This window comes from Pseudoruminococcus sp. (genome assembly GCF_047012705.1).
Taxonomy (GTDB): Bacteria; Bacillota; Clostridia; order Oscillospirales; family Acutalibacteraceae; genus Pseudoruminococcus.
This window is the reverse complement of record NZ_JBKXNW010000010.1, coordinates 1-15,674: the sequence shown is the minus strand read 5'-3', so window position 1 is coordinate 15,674 and position 15,674 is coordinate 1. Positions and strand designations below refer to the sequence as shown.

At 32.9% G+C, this 15,674-nt stretch carries 17 protein-coding genes; 16 read left to right on the top strand and 1 reads right to left on the bottom strand.

What is annotated here, in order from left to right:
* Positions 1-8 precede the first annotated feature (8 nt).
* From folE to ACLU24_RS10400, 9 genes are all read left to right on the top strand, one after another.
* Positions 9-575: a GTP cyclohydrolase I FolE gene (gene folE, locus ACLU24_RS10440; RefSeq protein ID WP_412612477.1), complete on the top strand. Its 567-nt coding sequence runs from the start codon at positions 9-11 to the stop codon at positions 573-575.
* An 18-nt stretch (positions 576-593) separates the two neighbouring features.
* Positions 594-1,145, top strand: coding sequence for a GNAT family N-acetyltransferase (locus ACLU24_RS10435; protein ID WP_412612476.1), 552 nt, complete (start codon positions 594-596; stop codon positions 1,143-1,145).
* 13 nt (positions 1,146-1,158) lie between these two features.
* Positions 1,159-1,974 (top strand): dihydropteroate synthase, encoded by an 816-nt coding sequence (gene folP, locus ACLU24_RS10430; RefSeq protein WP_412612474.1) that lies wholly within the window; start codon positions 1,159-1,161, stop codon positions 1,972-1,974.
* On the top strand, positions 1,955-2,323 hold the full coding sequence (gene folB / locus ACLU24_RS10425; protein WP_412612473.1) for a dihydroneopterin aldolase: 369 nt from the start codon (positions 1,955-1,957) through the stop codon (positions 2,321-2,323). Before folP ends, folB begins: the two co-directional genes overlap by 20 nt.
* Entirely contained in the window at positions 2,324-2,809 is a 486-nt protein-coding gene (gene folK / locus ACLU24_RS10420; protein WP_412612471.1) for a 2-amino-4-hydroxy-6-hydroxymethyldihydropteridine diphosphokinase, read from the top strand.
* Entirely contained in the window at positions 2,806-3,429 is a 624-nt protein-coding gene (locus ACLU24_RS10415; protein ID WP_412612470.1) for a ComF family protein, read from the top strand. The genes folK and ACLU24_RS10415 overlap by 4 nt, the downstream gene beginning before the upstream one ends.
* Before the next feature lie 222 nt (positions 3,430-3,651).
* Positions 3,652-3,870, top strand: coding sequence for a DUF6514 family protein (locus ACLU24_RS10410; RefSeq protein ID WP_412612468.1), 219 nt, complete (start codon positions 3,652-3,654; stop codon positions 3,868-3,870).
* A 659-nt stretch (positions 3,871-4,529) separates the two neighbouring features.
* Positions 4,530-4,976, top strand: coding sequence for a hypothetical protein (locus ACLU24_RS10405; RefSeq protein ID WP_412612467.1), 447 nt, complete (start codon positions 4,530-4,532; stop codon positions 4,974-4,976).
* A gap of 716 nt (positions 4,977-5,692) precedes the next feature.
* Complete coding sequence (locus tag ACLU24_RS10400) at positions 5,693-7,045, top strand: ubiquitin-like domain-containing protein (protein ID WP_412612465.1); 1,353 nt, start codon at positions 5,693-5,695, stop codon at positions 7,043-7,045.
* A 172-nt stretch (positions 7,046-7,217) separates the two neighbouring features.
* Here the strand turns inward: ACLU24_RS10400 and ACLU24_RS10395 are convergent, their stop codons facing one another.
* The gene (locus ACLU24_RS10395) at positions 7,218-7,436 is read right to left on the bottom strand and encodes a hypothetical protein (protein WP_412612464.1); all 219 of its coding nucleotides are present in this window, start codon (positions 7,434-7,436) and stop codon (positions 7,218-7,220) included.
* A 297-nt stretch (positions 7,437-7,733) separates the two neighbouring features.
* Between ACLU24_RS10395 and ACLU24_RS10390 the strand changes: the two genes are divergently transcribed.
* The 7 genes from ACLU24_RS10390 (at position 7,734) to ACLU24_RS10360 (ending at position 15,447) form a co-directional block, all read left to right on the top strand.
* On the top strand, positions 7,734-9,017 hold the full coding sequence (locus ACLU24_RS10390; RefSeq protein ID WP_412612463.1) for a DUF3137 domain-containing protein: 1,284 nt from the start codon (positions 7,734-7,736) through the stop codon (positions 9,015-9,017).
* An 11-nt stretch (positions 9,018-9,028) separates the two neighbouring features.
* A complete protein-coding gene (locus ACLU24_RS10385) occupies positions 9,029-10,150 on the top strand; it encodes a DUF3137 domain-containing protein (protein WP_412612461.1) in 1,122 nt (373 codons plus the stop codon).
* 12 nt (positions 10,151-10,162) lie between these two features.
* Positions 10,163-11,284 (top strand): DUF3137 domain-containing protein, encoded by a 1,122-nt coding sequence (locus ACLU24_RS10380; protein WP_412612460.1) that lies wholly within the window; start codon positions 10,163-10,165, stop codon positions 11,282-11,284.
* 11 nt (positions 11,285-11,295) lie between these two features.
* Entirely contained in the window at positions 11,296-12,387 is a 1,092-nt protein-coding gene (locus tag ACLU24_RS10375; protein WP_412612459.1) for a DUF3137 domain-containing protein, read from the top strand.
* Positions 12,388-12,464: 77 nt separating this feature from the next.
* Positions 12,465-13,631, top strand: a complete 1,167-nt coding sequence (locus ACLU24_RS10370) for a DUF3137 domain-containing protein (RefSeq protein ID WP_412612458.1) — start codon at positions 12,465-12,467, stop codon at positions 13,629-13,631.
* Between the two features lie 19 nt (positions 13,632-13,650).
* Positions 13,651-14,700 (top strand): DUF3137 domain-containing protein, encoded by a 1,050-nt coding sequence (locus tag ACLU24_RS10365; protein ID WP_412612457.1) that lies wholly within the window; start codon positions 13,651-13,653, stop codon positions 14,698-14,700.
* Between the two features lie 192 nt (positions 14,701-14,892).
* Positions 14,893-15,447, top strand: a complete 555-nt coding sequence (locus tag ACLU24_RS10360; RefSeq protein ID WP_412612456.1) for a LemA family protein — start codon at positions 14,893-14,895, stop codon at positions 15,445-15,447.
* Positions 15,448-15,674: the final 227 nt, after the last annotated feature.

The window sequence follows — 15,674 nt, the reverse complement described above, 5'->3', positions numbered from 1 at the left end:
ATTAGCAGATGATAGATAAACAAAGAGTAGAAGCTGCCGTAAAGGAACTTTTAGCAGCAGTCGGAGAAGATGTCGATAGAGAGGGCTTGCTCGAAACGCCAAAGAGAGTAGCTAATATGTATGAGGAAATTTTTGCAGGCTTAGACGACAACCCTAAGAAATATCTCAAGATATTCAATGTTCCGGAACAGGAGCAAGAGCTTGTAATAGTTCGTGATATACCGATGTATTCAGTGTGCGAGCATCATCTTTTGCCTTTTGTAGGAGTAGCACATATTGCATATATACCTAAGAATGGAAAGATAATCGGTTTATCAAAATTTGCGAGAATAGTAAGTTGTTTCGCAAAAAAGCCGCAGGTTCAGGAGAGATTAACAACAGAAATTGCAGATTTCTTATATGATAATTTAGAGCCTTTGGGTGTGGCGGTTGTTATAGAGGCGGAACATTTGTGTATGACAATGCGAGGAGCGAGAGCAGCTGGTGCTAAGACGATGACATCTGCATTAAGAGGAGCAATCAGGACTGATGCAAAGACAAGAGCTGAAGTAATGTCGCTTTTGACAAATAAATAAAAATTTGTTGGTGAAATTATGAATTTAGAAATCGATATTTCAAATGTTGTTATAAAAACAGAAAGACTTATATTACGCCCTTGGAAAGAAACCGACTTAGATGATTTTTTTGAATACGCAAGTGTTGATGGAGTTGGAGAAATGGCAGGTTGGCCTCATCATAAAAGCAAAGAGGAATCTAAATTGATTATAGATTCTTTTATAAATGACAAGAAAACTTTTGCTATCGAATATAAAGGCAAAGTTATCGGTTCATTAGGTATTGAAGAGTACAATGAAAATACACTACCTGAGTTTAAAGATAAAAAAGTTAGAGAATTAGGCTTTGTATTATCCAAGGATTATTGGGGTAAAGGATTTATGCCAGAAGCCGTAAAAGGAGTTATTGATTATCTATTTAATCAACTTCAGCTTGATATTATTGTTTGCTGTCATTTTGCAAATAATATTCAATCTAAAAGAGTACAGGAAAAATGCGGTTTCAAGTTTTATAAAAAAAGAAGATATGGAACAGGATATGGTACTATAGAAGATGATTGCATAAATATATTATGCAAAAATGAGGTCTGATTTGGAGGCAAAAATGCAAAAGGTATTTAAAGCAAGAAACTATACTCTCCCACTTGGTGAAAAAACTTATGTTATGGGCATACTCAATGTCACCCCAGATTCATTCTCCGACGGCGGAAAATGGTTTGACATAGATTCCGCAGTAGAACACGCTCTACAAATGCAGAATGACGGAGCGGATATTATTGATATAGGTGCTCAATCCACCCGTCCTGGATATACAAAAATTTCTGCTGAGGAGGAAGAAAACCGTCTGATTCCTTTCTTAAAGGCTGTCAGAAAGGCTGTAAGCGTGCCGATTTCTATTGATACATTCTATCCTTCTGTTGCCGAAAAATCCCTTGAATACGGTGCAGATATAATTAACGATGTTACAGGCTATGTAGACGAGGAAATGTATAGAATCTCCGCAAAATCCGATTGTGGCTGTATTATTATGCACGATAAAGCAGACGGCATTAAAGAATTTTTTGAATCCGTTATAGAAAAGTGCGATAAATATGGTATAGCAAGGGAAAGAGTTTGTCTTGACCCAGGCATAGGCTTTAACAAAACGCATAGTATGAATCTTGAAATCCTCAGAGAATGTGGAAAATATCGTGTAGATGAATGTGCAATTCTCATAGGTGCTTCAAGAAAGAGAGTTATAGGTGCGGCTTGTGGAAATCCACCATTTGACCAAAGACTTGCAGGAACTATTGCGGCACATACGCTTTCTATTGCGTCAGGAGCAGATATTATAAGAGTACACGATGTTGCAGAGTCGGTTCAAGCAGCAAAGGTAGCGGATTCTATTGTGAGGGGATATAATGGACAAGATTGCTATTAAGGACTTGAGGATATATGCCTATCACGGTGTGCGAGATTTCGAGAAAGAGCGAGGACAGCTATTTATATTAGATGTTGATATTTTTGCTGATTTGAGCAAGGCTTGCCTAACAGATAATCTTGAAGCTACAATAAACTATTCACAGGCGACGCAGAGTATAAAACGAGTTATGACCGAAAATCGCTATGATTTAATTGAAGCGGCGGCACAGGCTGTTGCAGACTGTATTCTTACGGAATTTAGCCTTGCTAAGAGTGTAAGAGTTTGCTTGAAAAAGCCTAATGCACCGATAGCGGCAGATTTTGGATATGTTGCAGTTGATATTACAAGAAGTAGGGAGTCTGAATAAATGAGAAAGGCTGTACTTTGTTTAGGCACGAATATAGGCAATCGTCTTGAAAATCTCAATGGAGCGATTGAGGCATTATCGTTTTTGATTGATACAGAGCTTGTCAAAGCTTCAGCAATCTATGAAACAGAGCCGTTTGAAACACCCGATGAACAGCAGAATTTCTATAATTGTTGTGTTATGATAGAAACCGAGCTTTCGCCGGAAATGCTTATGGGAGCTTGTTTAGGTATTGAAGCTAAAATGGGCAGACTTCGCCCTTATAAAAATTCTCCGAGAATTATAGATATTGATATAATTCTTATTGAGAATGAAACTCGAAATGATAAAGCACTTACACTTCCACATCCAAGATTTCTTGAAAGGGCATTTGTAATGGTTCCGCTTCTTGATATTTTTCCGAATGGAAATGCTTTCGGGATTGATTTCAAGAAAAGTCTTTCAATCTTCGATACTTCTGGTATAAATAAGGTAGGTCTATTGTGAATTTATTAGATTTATTTTTTCCAAGGAAATGTCCGTATTGCTTAAAACTGATTAACAGAGGAGAACTTGAATGTGCTGAATGTCGTTCAGAATTTCCCAAAGAGCCTTATATAAGAACTTTACCGAGCGGAAACAAGTGTGTTTCCGCTTTTATGTATGACAGCAAGGTTCGTGAGGCTTTAACAAGATATAAATTTCGTGGAAAACGAGAGTTTTATAAAAGCTTTGGTGCGATTCTTGCAAATGTAATTGCCGATGGTGAGATTATAGCTGATATTGTAACGAGTGTACCGCTTTCAAAAAAGCGTTTGCGTGTGCGAGGTTATAATCAATCCGAACTTATAGCAAGAGAGCTTGCAAAGATTCTTGAGTTAGATTACGCAGAAACTCTCATAAAATGTTGTGATAATCTCGAACAGCATACTTTAAACCACGATGTTCGTGCGGAAAATATTATCGGAGTTTATAAGGTAATAGATAAAATAAATTTGCAAGGAAAGAAAATTTTGCTTATAGATGATATTGTCACAACTGGCTATACGCTTTCAGAATGTTGCCGAGTACTTTCAGAAAGCGAAAATATAAATATAACTTGTGCAACATTAGCAACGGCTTTATAAGAATTTCCAAATAAGGTAAAATTGTTTAAAAGAAACAAATAATTCAATTTATACAAATTTACAAAAATAAGTCATTATTATACAGCTATTCTGTTAAAAAGTCAATATAATGTTAAATAAACGAAACTATAGTAACAAAATTGTTAATGGAAATTACAGGAAAATATGGTATAATAATATTTGTGCTAAGGGGATGGAAATAAAAACGAAAGCTGTGATAATTTGAAATATTATTCGATAACAGTTACAGAACTATACGACGATGAACTCAAACAACTAACTACCTACGGAATCGAATATAACAACGGCGAAAGAAAATTTACAATTGCAGATATAAGCACAGATTACGGGCAATTAAAACAGCTTGTAGACCTTTGCAACGAACTTGAGCTTGAGGTATCTCAGCTTAATGATGTAGTGGAAGATTTTCTCTCTGAATAACTGAATTTAAGCTCCATATGAATTAAAAGTTTCGCACAAGGCGGCGTGTCGCCGCTATCAAGATGCGAAATTGCGTCATGTGACTACTTACTAAAATTCTTGATAGTAGTTTATTAGGAAGGTTTGTTGACGCGATCGAAGAAACTACAGATTAGTTAATAAGCTTTTTTAAGACAGTTAAAAAGTTTCGCTCAAGCTGTTTGCGACGAGCAACTACTTCCAGGATGCGTTCTAATTTTTTGCTAAATTTTCAAATTACTATTCTCGTCTAAGTTATTTATGAGCCAAATTATTTTATGCTCTTAGGACAAGAGCAACTCCCTTGTAGCTCTCTGCAGAGAGCGAAACACTTTATCTTTCTCAAAAATACAGGAGAGTAGAAAAACATTCTTTTAGTAGGGAATCCTCGTATAGGATTTTCTAAAAAATAGATGTTAACTAAAAACTTAAATTTTATGGTGTAGTTTTAAATTGGTAAGGTTTGGTATAACCTTGCCGTTTTTTCTTTTTCTATAAAAGTTGTAGATAATATCTTTATAGTTTAGCTTTATTTTATTGTCGAATTATGATATAATAAAAAATCATAAAAAACTTGATTACTTGCTGGTCATCTATCAATTATTGGTAGATTTTTAAGTATATGAGAGGAGCGGTTTCTAATGGGCTTGTTTAGAAAAAAGCGAGAGGATAATCCGACAGCCTTGAAAATGAAAAGCCTTGCAAAGAAAGCCGTTGAACATGGCAAAAGATTTAATTATGATTTCGATTATAAAAGAGAAAGCATAGAGGAGCTTGAAGAGGTTCTCTATAAATATGAGTCCGCTTTAAAGGAAATTCACGCGACGGATGAAGAAATATGGGAGCTTTCTCTTATATTCGGAGCGTATCTCGGCGAAGTACTTTTGCTAACAGGATTAAAGCACGCAGGCTTTGTGTGGTCAGACGAAAACGGCATACCAATACTTAAAAAGAATGAACAGACAAAGGTTTCTCCGGTCTCTAAGGTCTTTAAGAGATTAAAAAATGGTAAAGAGGATAATATCAAGCCGTTTTTTGATATAGGCATCTGTATTGCCCAGCAAGAGTCTAAATTTAAAAGAAAATAGTGTGTGCATTTACTTACATAGAAAATCAGAGAGACTCGAAAGAGAGCCTCTCTTTTTAATTTATAAAATGGCTGTTAAAGCTGTTACAAAATTGTTACACTAAAACGCAGATTTCGACAGAAAATGTAATTTTGCAGAAATGGTAGTTTATCCCCGAAATATAGTAAAATCAGGTTAAAAATGACTACAGTTGCGGTAAAAAAGTGATTTTATATATTAGAAATAAGTAAAATCGTAAGACTATATAGTGGAAAAATATTGTAAATTGATTAAAAATTTTTTACAAAACTCTTAAAAGAAAATTTGAAACTATTGCACAAAAACAATAATGGAAATTTATGGTAATTACATCAAAAAGCCTATAAAATAGCGAAAGTTTGCCTATTGAAATTAATGCTAATCTATCAAATATGTATAAAAGTGACCTTTTTGAGCGCTTTTTAAGCTTGTTACTTATTTGTAACATTTGATTTTCTGCAATTTGCACAGACTTTAATTGAACTTAATTCTTAAATAGAAATATAACCTAATATTTATAGCTTATTCGACCGAAAGTTCGTTCGGTCTGTTGGCAAAATGCACAATTGTTAACCTCAAAACTTGTTTGACATAATGCAAATTCAAGACTATAATAGCCACATCAACTAAAAGTTGTCCAGTCGTTAGCGTTATTAATTAAAATAACGATTTGAGGACAGTCGTAAGGAGATTACATAATGGAATTACCTAAGAATAAATATGTGGCAAAAAGAGAAAAGAAAGCCAACGGTAAGACAACTGGTAAAATCGTTAAGATTGCTATCTTTTCGGTAATGGGTGCAGCGTGTCTTTCAGCGGCGCTTTCAGTCACAGCTCTTACTAAGACTGTTAAGATTACAGATGGCGAAAATACAACAGTTATCAATACAATGAATCTCGATAAAGACGCAATTCTTGAGCAGGCGGGCGTTAAGCTTGGCGATAATGATAAGGTTGTTCTTACAGAAACAAGTGACAATGGCGTAGAAGTTTCCATAATGAGAGCATTTAATGTAAACCTTGAGGCTGACGGCAATGTTAAGAGTATTGTTTTTAGCGAAGGAACAGTTGCAGATGCACTTAAGGCTGCAAATATCAAGGTAGACGGTGCGGATTCAGTTACACCTTCCGCAACAACAGCTCTTGAGCCTGATATGAAGATTAAAATTCAGCGTTGGCACACAATTTCCATCAATGATGCAGGCAAAACAGTTTCTAAAGATGTTCCCGAGGGAACAGTTGCAGAAGCACTTGAATTCCTCGGTATTAAACTTTCACCGACAGATAAGCTCAATGTAAAATCCGATAGTAAGGTTGAAGACAACCTTAAAATTAAGATTGACAGAATTACTCATAAGACAGTTCAATCAAAGAAAGCTATAGCATTTAAGGAAGTTGAAAAGAAAACAGATGAGCTTTATACAGGCGAAACAGAGGTAAAGACGGAAGGTTCTAAAGGTACAAAGCTCATAACTTCACAGGAAACATATGTAAATGGCAAGCTTACATCAACAAAAAAGATTGCTGAAAAGACAATAAAAAAAGCAGTGAATAAAGTTACTCTCGTAGGTACAGCAAAAAGACCTGAGCCGGCTAATGAAGTAACAGGTTCATCAAATTCTTCAACAAGCAGTGAGAATTACTTTAATAAGAATGCTGCTGATTCCTCATCATTTAGTTCTGATTCTGCCGCACAGACCTTCACAGATATGAACGGCAACACAGTTAAGTATCTCCGTTCATATACAGGTTCAGGCACAGCGTATTATGCGCCGGCAGGTTCTTCAACAGCTTCAGGCAGACCTGCGCAGCCAGGCAATGTAGCAGTTAACCCGAATCTCATTCCATATGGTTCGAAGCTTTATATCGTATCTAACGACGGTCAGGTTTGCTATGGTTATGCAACCGCTGCAGATACAGGCGGAGCGCTTTTCGATGGTTCTGCAATCGTAGATCTTTACTACAACACACTTGGTGAATGCACACAGTTCGGCAGAAGAGACGTTACAATTTATGTTCTTGAAGAGGGCGACAACGCCTATGTCGGCTGATAAATAATTGAAATATTCAAACGCTTCGTTTTATACGGAGCGTTTTTTATTGTGAAAATATAATAATGATGAATAGTTAAAAAGAGCCGATACAAAGCAACACCAAAGCAGAGAAGAAATTTTTGCTTTTTGATGAAGCTGTGTATCGGCTCTTGAATCTAAAAATTCTTTGTCAAGGTAGGAAAAATAATAAATCTATAGTGCATATTACAGTGGTTTTAATTTTGTCACTCATTCTGCAAAGTTTAATTATGAATCCTAAAATCAAATATACGCTTAATCCAATAATTACAGGGGCTACTATTTGAGTATTTGCTAATACAGTTAGTGAAAAACAAATCATTGCTATGGCGATAAGTATACCTACAATATATAATAACGCTTTTTTCATATTATAATCTCCTGATATGTAGTTATGTTTATATAATGTTGCTGATTTAATATCGCTAAATAATGAAATTATTATATCATTTCAAATTTTAAAAGTCAATTTTAATATAGTAAGAGATTTTTTATTTGTCATACCTATATAATTCTTTAAAGTAATTATTATTAAGAATTGCTAATATATAATTAAAAAGAAAAATATTTTATTAAAAAATAGGCTTGTTGCTTATCAAATTCATAGTTTTTAATGAAAATTTTATTTTTGATATTTATAAAAATTAAGATACGAGGGGAATATATCATGGGGAAAAATACATCAATAGAGGACGCTATGAAAGAACTCAATAGTGTATCCAGTATGATAAAAAATAAAAATCAAAATAATCAATATGATGCATATAATGAATTTGATATATCTCAAAGAAATAGAGATGAAAGAAAGGCTGACCCAAGCATATTTTTTAATAAAACGGGAAATCCATTTTTGGGAATAATGCACTTTTTAAAAAGAAAGCCTATTCCACCAAAACAGATTGACGAGCAGGCTCTTATTCAAGAATTTTCAAAACATGCTAAAAAGCAAAGATTTTTTCAAAAATATCTCAAAATTGGAATTATAATAATACCAATTTCCATAGTTTTATCTGTGTTTTTAAGAGGCGTATTAGGAGCTTTGCTTCAACTTATGCCATTTATTGTTGTTATAACGTTGCTCGTTATGTTTATTAGTTCTACTATTAAAAGTAAAAATAATCCAAGCTATTATACTATCGATGATTATAAGGCTTATGTTATAAAAAAAGCTATTGAAGATAGGGTTGAGGAACTTGTCTATGAACCTAAATTCGGTTTGCCTGAAAATGTTTATGAAGATTTAAGTGTTATGAGACGGGGAAATCGTTATCATAGAGAAGACCTTATAACAGGCAAATATAATAATATATATTTTGTTCAGTCGGATCTCAAAGTACAATATACAAGTAACAGTAACGACCATAATTATACAACCACATACTTTAAAGGCAGATGGATGGCTATTGATTATCCAAAGAAATTTAGTGGAACAGTTGTGATTATAGATAATAATTTTGCTTATGGCATAAAGAGAAAAGACCTTGAAAAAATACAGTTGGAAAACCCTGTTTTTAATGATAAATTTACAGTAAGAACTAACGATATGCAATTAGGCTATTATCTCTTAACACCACAGCTTGTTGAAAAAATTATGGAGCTAAAGCAAAGTACTAAAGGAAATGTAATTGCTTGCTTTAAAAATGGTTATCTACATATATTTATTAATGATGGGAAGGATTCTTTCGAGCCCAATATAAATAATGTTAATCTTATGGCTGATATACAGAAATTTATAAAGGACTTCACCCTTGTTAGCGGAACAATAGACATTCTTGATGTTAATAATAGTGTTTATGTTCAAGGCAATGCACAACCACCCATACAAGCTCAATATCAGCAATTTACACAGCCACCTATGCAGCAAGTACCATATCAAAACTATTCTAATCCGACACCACCGATAGATAATAATAGTAGTTCCGGTATAAGCATACAGGGTGGAAGATTCTAAGGAGAATTTATATGGCAAAAAGCGGTCAGAAAAACAATATATATAACGAAACTGATATAAACGAAACAAATGATGATGAATATGAATCAGAGTCGACAGAAAATCCATTTTTGGATGCAATTCCGTCTTTAAATAATCAAGTTTTTATTCAGGCAAGTCAGGTTGATGAACAAAAACTTATACAGGATTTTTTTAAATATGCTCAAAGGCGAAGTAAAAGCAGAAAATTGATAAAAATAATTTTTGTAGTGACAGTACCTATGATGATTCTCTCTGTAATATTTGGTATATATTTAATGTTTGTATTTTTATTTTTTGCACTTATGTTGCTTACTCCTCCATTGATATTAATTGAATGTGATATCCATAATGTGCATTATAAATATAAGGAATATGTCATTCAAAAAGCTATTGGCAATAAAGTTGAAGATATGATTTATAAGAATACATTTGATTTTCCATTTAAACTTTATAAGAGTTTAAATGTTATAAAAAAGGGAAATAAATACTGTAGTGAAGATATCATAACCGGAAAATACAATGATGTATATTTTGTTCAATCAGACCTTGATATAAAATATGAAAATGGTAGTACACATAAAGTATATTTTTCTGGCAGATGGATAATCATTGATTATCCGAAAAAATTCAGCGGAACAGTTGTAGTTAACGATAACGATTTTGATGGCGCCGATAGAGAAGATTTGGAAGTAATAAAGCTTGAAAATTCTTATTTTAATGAAATATTTACAGTAAAAACAAGCGATATGCAATTAGGCTATTATATATTAACACCACAAATTGTGGAAAGGTTTATAAATTTAAAGAAAAATATCAATGGTAATATAATTGCTTGCTTTAAAGATGGTCTTTTACATATATTTGTTAATGATGGCAAAAATTCATTTGAACCGGATATAGATAAAGTGGATTTTATTGATGATGTAATGAGATTTGTGAAAGATTTTTCTCTTGTCAGTGAAACAATAGATATTTTAAAGGTAAACCATGGTGTTTATGCTCAAAGTGAAATACAGACATCCGTAAATCAGACACAACATCAGAACCATTCTAATTCCACACCTTCGCAAAGTAGTGGTTCAGGCATAGGAATACAGGGCGGAAGATTCTAAGGAGAGTTTAATATGGCGAAAAATTATCAGACAAACGAGGTATATAACAATCAAATTGGTATAAATGATTATGAATATTATGACAACTCAGCAAAGAATTCATTTTTAGGAGATAAAGTTTTCGCCCAGATAAGAAGTGTAGATGAACAAAAACTTATAGCACAGCTTTCAGAAGAATCTAAAAGACAAAGAAAATTAAAAAAATATTTAATAATTGATATTGTAGCAATAGTTTTAATATTAGCTGTTATGTTATTATTGGGATTAGATATTAAGTTTTTAAGTATTTTTATACCCTTAGCTGTTGTAGCAGCTTTGATTAACATACTTATTATAATTATTAAAAACAATAAAAATAGTCGTAATTACCTTGATTATACAGAAGATGAGTGTAAGAATTATATTCTTAAAAAAGCTGTCGGAGATAAAGTTGAAGAACTTGTTTATGACTCACATTACGGCTTGAAATCGGATATTTATAAAGATTTGAATATTATAAAAAGTGGAAATAGATATAATACAGAGGACTTTATATCAGGAAAGTATAATGGCGTATATTTTGCACAAGCAGACCTTAGAGTAAAATTAGAAGGAGGAAATGATAATACCGTAGAATATTTTAATGGAAGATGGATAGCTATTGATTATCCGAAAAAATTCAGCGGAACAGTTTCTATAATTGATAATAGCTTTAAGTATAGCGTAAAAAGAAATGACCTTGAGAAAATACAGCTTGAAAACTCCACATTTAATAATATGTTTAAAGTAAAGGCAAGCAATATGCAGTTAGGCTATTATCTCTTAACGCCACAGCTTGTCGAAAGATTTATTGAATTAAAGCAAAAATCCAATGGAAAAGTTATAGCTTGTTTTAAAGATGGTTTTCTGCATATATTTATCAATAATAGAAAAGATTCATTTGAATTGAATATTGATAATTTTAATATAACAACTGAAATTCAGAGATTTTTGCAAGATTTTGAGCTTGTCAACGGAACTATTGATGTTTTAGAAGTTGGCAATAGCTTTTATGTTCAAAGTGAAACACAGCCATCACAATATCAGAACCATTCCGATGATACACCTCAACAAACCAAAAATTCAGGCGTAGGCATACAAGGCGGAAGATTCTAAGGAGAGTTTATATGGCAAGGAACTACCAAACAAACGATGTATATAATGAAATTAATGTAAGTGAGAGAAATAAGGCAGAGAGAAAAGCTGACCCAAAGATATTTTTTTATAAGGAAGGCAATCCATTTTTAGGATTTATGCACTTTTTGAGGAGAAATCCTGTTCCGCCTAAGCAGATAGATGAGAAAAGATTGGTGGAGGATTTGACGGATTATGTAAAAAAAAGTACATGTAATGCAATAATTGTTATTATAATATTTTTTATTTTTATTATGGCATTGATTATAGCTATGGTTGATCCCAGAATAGACCCGATGTTTGTTATTGGAGCATTAACAGTTGTGGCTTTAATATTAATTATAATACTTATTATAAAAAATTTAATAAATAAAGAAGACCACAACAAATATACAAAATTAGATTATAAGAATTATGTTATCAGAAAAGCCATTGAAGGAGAGGTTCAGGAGCTTGTATATGAACCACGCTTTGGTTTGCCAAATAGTGTTTATGAGGATTTAAATGTTATTCTTGACGGAAATATGTATCGCAAAGAGGATTTCATAACAGGAAAATATCACAATGTATATTTTGCCCAGTCGGATCTTGTTGTAGAATATAAGGACAATAGTAGTTCTGCAACATATTTCAAGGGTAGATGGGTAGGCTTTAATTATCCAAAGCAATTTCAGGGAACAGTTATAGTAAAGGATAAAAATTTTTTCTATGTAGCAAAGAGAAAAGACCTTGGTGATATACAACTTGAAAATCCGCTTTTTAACGAAATGTTTACCGTAAAATCAAGTGATATGCACTTGGCCTACTATTTACTTACACCACAGATTATGGAAAGACTTATGTATTTAAAGCAGAATGCAAAGGGTACCATTATTGCTTGTTTTAAAGATGGAATTTTACATGTATTTATAAATAATGGTGAAAATTCGTTTGAACCAAATTTACGCCAAATTAATCTTATGTCAGATATACAGAAATTCAAATATAATTTTAGCCTCGTTAGCGGTATAGCGGCAATTCTTAATGTTGATAATAATGTTTATGTCCAAGGTGATACGCAAGCTACTATAAATCCGATGTATTAGTAAACAAAATATCAAGGCTATTCAGCCCCGTTCCACCAATGAATAATAGAAGTTTTTAAGTTTTAAGGAGAGTTTATATGGCAAAAAATTATCAGACAAACGACGTATATAATGAAATAGATAGGCGAAAAAGGCGAAAATCCGAGCGAAAAGCTGACCCAAGAGTTTTCTTTAATAAAGAGGGCAATCCATTTTTAGGTTTTATGCACTTCTTAGAGAGGATTCCTGTTCCACCAAAACCAATAGATGAGCAAAGACTTATGTCGGATTTTATATATGATGCCCGAAAGCGTCGCAGCATAAATTTTGGTTCGCTTCTTGTTACTATGGCTTTGGTGATAATTCCAACTATAATTATGTGTGTTTTCCCGTTTTTATTTATATCTAGAGTATCTCCAATAGCAATATTTATAATTACAGTATTGGCTATACTGATTATTGTTGTAATCAAAATGGTGTCAAAGTCAAAAAAGAAACAGCCACTTAATTATTATACCGTAGAAGATTATAAGAATTATGTAGTTCATAGAGCTATTGGCAATGAGGTTCAGGAGCTTGTATATGAACCATATTTTGGTATGCCGCAAAGCGTTTATAAGGATTTGGGCGTAATATCCCTTGGAAATATATACAGAACAGAAGACCTCATAACAGGAAAATATAACGATGTATATTTCGCACAATCAGACCTTGTTGTTGAGTATGAGAGCGGTAGCGAAGAAAATAATGACTATAAAATAGTTACATATTTCAAAGGAAGATGGATAGGAATTGAATATCCTAAGAAATTTACAGGAACAGTTGTAATTACAGATAATAGTTTTGCCCATTCGCCTAAGAGAAAAGACCTTGAGCATGTTGAGCTTGAAAATATCAATTTCAATAGAATGTTTACAGTAAGGTCTAATGACACTCATTTGGTATATTATCTTCTTACGCCACAGATTATGGAAAGGCTTATGTATCTCAGACAAAACGCAAGAGGAAATGTTGTTGCCAGCTTTAAGGATGGCATTTTGCATATCTTTATAAATAACGGTAAGGATTCATTTGAGCCAAATAGGTATCAGGTTGACCTTATGAGAGATATACAAAATTTCAAATATGATTTCAGTCTTGTCAGTGGTGTAGCGGCAATTCTTAACATTAACGATAATATTTATGTTCAACACAATGAAGAACCACCATATCAACAGCCGTATCAAAATAATCCAATGCCGCCGATGAATAATAATGGCTTCTAAAAATTAAGGGGGAAACAATGTGCCATATAGTGACCCATATAACGAAACAAACCGCAAACAAAGACTTGAAGCGGAAGCTGCCTCAGACCCGAGATTATTTTTTAATAAGAAAGGTAATCCATTTTTAGGATTTATGCGTTTTTTGAGGAGAGTGCCTGTTAAAAAAGAACCAATAGATGAAAAAGCCCTCTTGAGTGATTTCTCTTCCATAGCCTCAGATAAGATAAAAGAGGGAATAGTTGTTATAATAATAACCATTATAGCAGGTGTATTATGGGTTTTATTGCGATTTAATCTTATTTCAAAAGATATAATGACTGTAGTAGGGTTATTTTTTATGGCTTCCTTAATAGGTGTTACATACTACTTTAAACGAAAGGATAAGAAAAGTAATCGAAAATATACGCTTGATGACTATAAAAATTATGTAATAGAGTCTGCACTTTCAGATGAGGTTGAAGAACTTGTATATGAACCATATTTTGGCATACCACAGAGCGTTTTTGAGGATTTGAATGTTATGCAAATGGGAAATCGTTATAGCTCAACAGACCTTATTACTGCAAAATATCATGGAGTATATTTCGCACAGACAAATATTAAGATTGAAGATTGTGATAGAGAAAATACGGTATATTTTAATGGGCGATGGATTATAATTGATTATCCAAAGAAATTCTCAGGTAAGGTTACAATTTTTTCTAAGAAAAGCTATGGCTTTTGTAACACTAAGAAAGACAAAAAACTTGAAAATATAGAGCTTGAGAATACAGAATTTAATAAAATATTTGAGACTTCAGCGAGTGACCAACAGCTTGCGTATTATCTGCTTACACCACAGCTTATGGAAAAACTTAGGTATATAAACCAAAGCTTAAATAATGCATTGATATTGTGCTTTAAAGATGGTGTGTTATATGTAGGAATAAATAATATAGGAGGTGTTTTTGCACCTAATTATGAGAAAAAAGATCTAAATTATGATATAAATAAATTACGGTCAGATTTTATGCTTATTTCAAGTTTCATTGAGATTATGAAAATAGATAATAATGTTTATGTTGGATGATTTTATATTTATTTTTTTAATTATTTAAAAATAATTTTCCAATAATTCTTTAAAGTAATTATTGCTTGGGTTCCTTAATATATAATTATGTCAATAAATATTGGGGAGAATATTCCAATGTGAAGCTAATGTTTTTAATATATTATCAAATAAAAATTTATAGACAGTTTTAGCTGTCAGAAGGAGATTATCATGTCAATTGGAGTTTATGTTGTTATAGGCATTATAGCTTTAGTGCTTATCATTCTTATAGGTTGGTGGATTTCTACATCGAATACTTTTCGCAGAACGGAAGTTAAAATCAATGAAGCGGAATCCGGAATAGATGTAGCCCTCACAAAGAGGTATGATACACTCACAAAGATGCTTGATATTACTCGTGCATATGCAAAGCACGAGGCAGATGTAATTCAAGGTACAATCGAAAGACGCCAGATGAATTCTATGCAAGAGCGTTCACAGTTTAATAATTCAATTAATGAAGCTATGGGCAGAATCAATGCTGTTGCTGAGCAGTATCCTGTACTTCTTTCATCTCAGGTATTTAAGCAACTACAAGTCGCCGCTTATGATGTTGAAGAGCATCTCCAAGCTGCAAGACGAGCATATAACGCAAATGTTTCTCAATATAATCAAATGATAGTAACATTTCCTAAGAGCATTGTTGCAGGTGCAATGAGCCTTCAGAAAAAAGATTTCTTCGAGGCTGAATCAGCTAAGAGAAACGATGTAAAAATGAGTTTCTAATTATATCTAATTATAATAGATTTATGTAGGATAATTAAAAGTTTTGCTTGAGCTTTTTCAAAGGCTCGCAGGTCAAGAGCGTTGTCCTTCTTAAAGCACAGGAGGGCAGGAAACCCTTGCAGGGGGACCCTGAAAATTACCACATAATTCAATATTAAGAATGGCTACCGCAAAATAATGATATGTACCCTCTTTGCTGGACAAAACCAGTAAGGAGGGTTATTTTT

What these genes read in the sequence shown, in the direction of transcription:
- ACLU24_RS10390 (WP_412612463.1), top strand. Translation starts at nt 7,734, where the DNA reads ATGGGGAAAAATACATCAATAGAGGACGCTATGAAAGAACTCAATAGT.
- ACLU24_RS10395 (WP_412612464.1), bottom strand. Translation starts at nt 7,436, where the DNA reads ATGAAAAAAGCGTTATTATATATTGTAGGTATACTTATCGCCATAGCA.
- ACLU24_RS10385 (WP_412612461.1), top strand. Translation starts at nt 9,029, where the DNA reads ATGGCAAAAAGCGGTCAGAAAAACAATATATATAACGAAACTGATATA.
- ACLU24_RS10405 (WP_412612467.1), top strand. Translation starts at nt 4,530, where the DNA reads ATGGGCTTGTTTAGAAAAAAGCGAGAGGATAATCCGACAGCCTTGAAA.
- ACLU24_RS10370 (WP_412612458.1), top strand. Translation starts at nt 12,465, where the DNA reads ATGGCAAAAAATTATCAGACAAACGACGTATATAATGAAATAGATAGG.
- ACLU24_RS10360 (WP_412612456.1), top strand. Translation starts at nt 14,893, where the DNA reads ATGTCAATTGGAGTTTATGTTGTTATAGGCATTATAGCTTTAGTGCTT.
- ACLU24_RS10380 (WP_412612460.1), top strand. Translation starts at nt 10,163, where the DNA reads ATGGCGAAAAATTATCAGACAAACGAGGTATATAACAATCAAATTGGT.
- folB (WP_412612473.1), top strand. Translation starts at nt 1,955, where the DNA reads ATGGACAAGATTGCTATTAAGGACTTGAGGATATATGCCTATCACGGT.
- ACLU24_RS10435 (WP_412612476.1), top strand. Translation starts at nt 594, where the DNA reads ATGAATTTAGAAATCGATATTTCAAATGTTGTTATAAAAACAGAAAGA.
- ACLU24_RS10400 (WP_412612465.1), top strand. Translation starts at nt 5,693, where the DNA reads ATGGAATTACCTAAGAATAAATATGTGGCAAAAAGAGAAAAGAAAGCC.
- folE (WP_412612477.1), top strand. Translation starts at nt 9, where the DNA reads ATGATAGATAAACAAAGAGTAGAAGCTGCCGTAAAGGAACTTTTAGCA.
- folK (WP_412612471.1), top strand. Translation starts at nt 2,324, where the DNA reads ATGAGAAAGGCTGTACTTTGTTTAGGCACGAATATAGGCAATCGTCTT.
- folP (WP_412612474.1), top strand. Translation starts at nt 1,159, where the DNA reads ATGCAAAAGGTATTTAAAGCAAGAAACTATACTCTCCCACTTGGTGAA.
- ACLU24_RS10375 (WP_412612459.1), top strand. Translation starts at nt 11,296, where the DNA reads ATGGCAAGGAACTACCAAACAAACGATGTATATAATGAAATTAATGTA.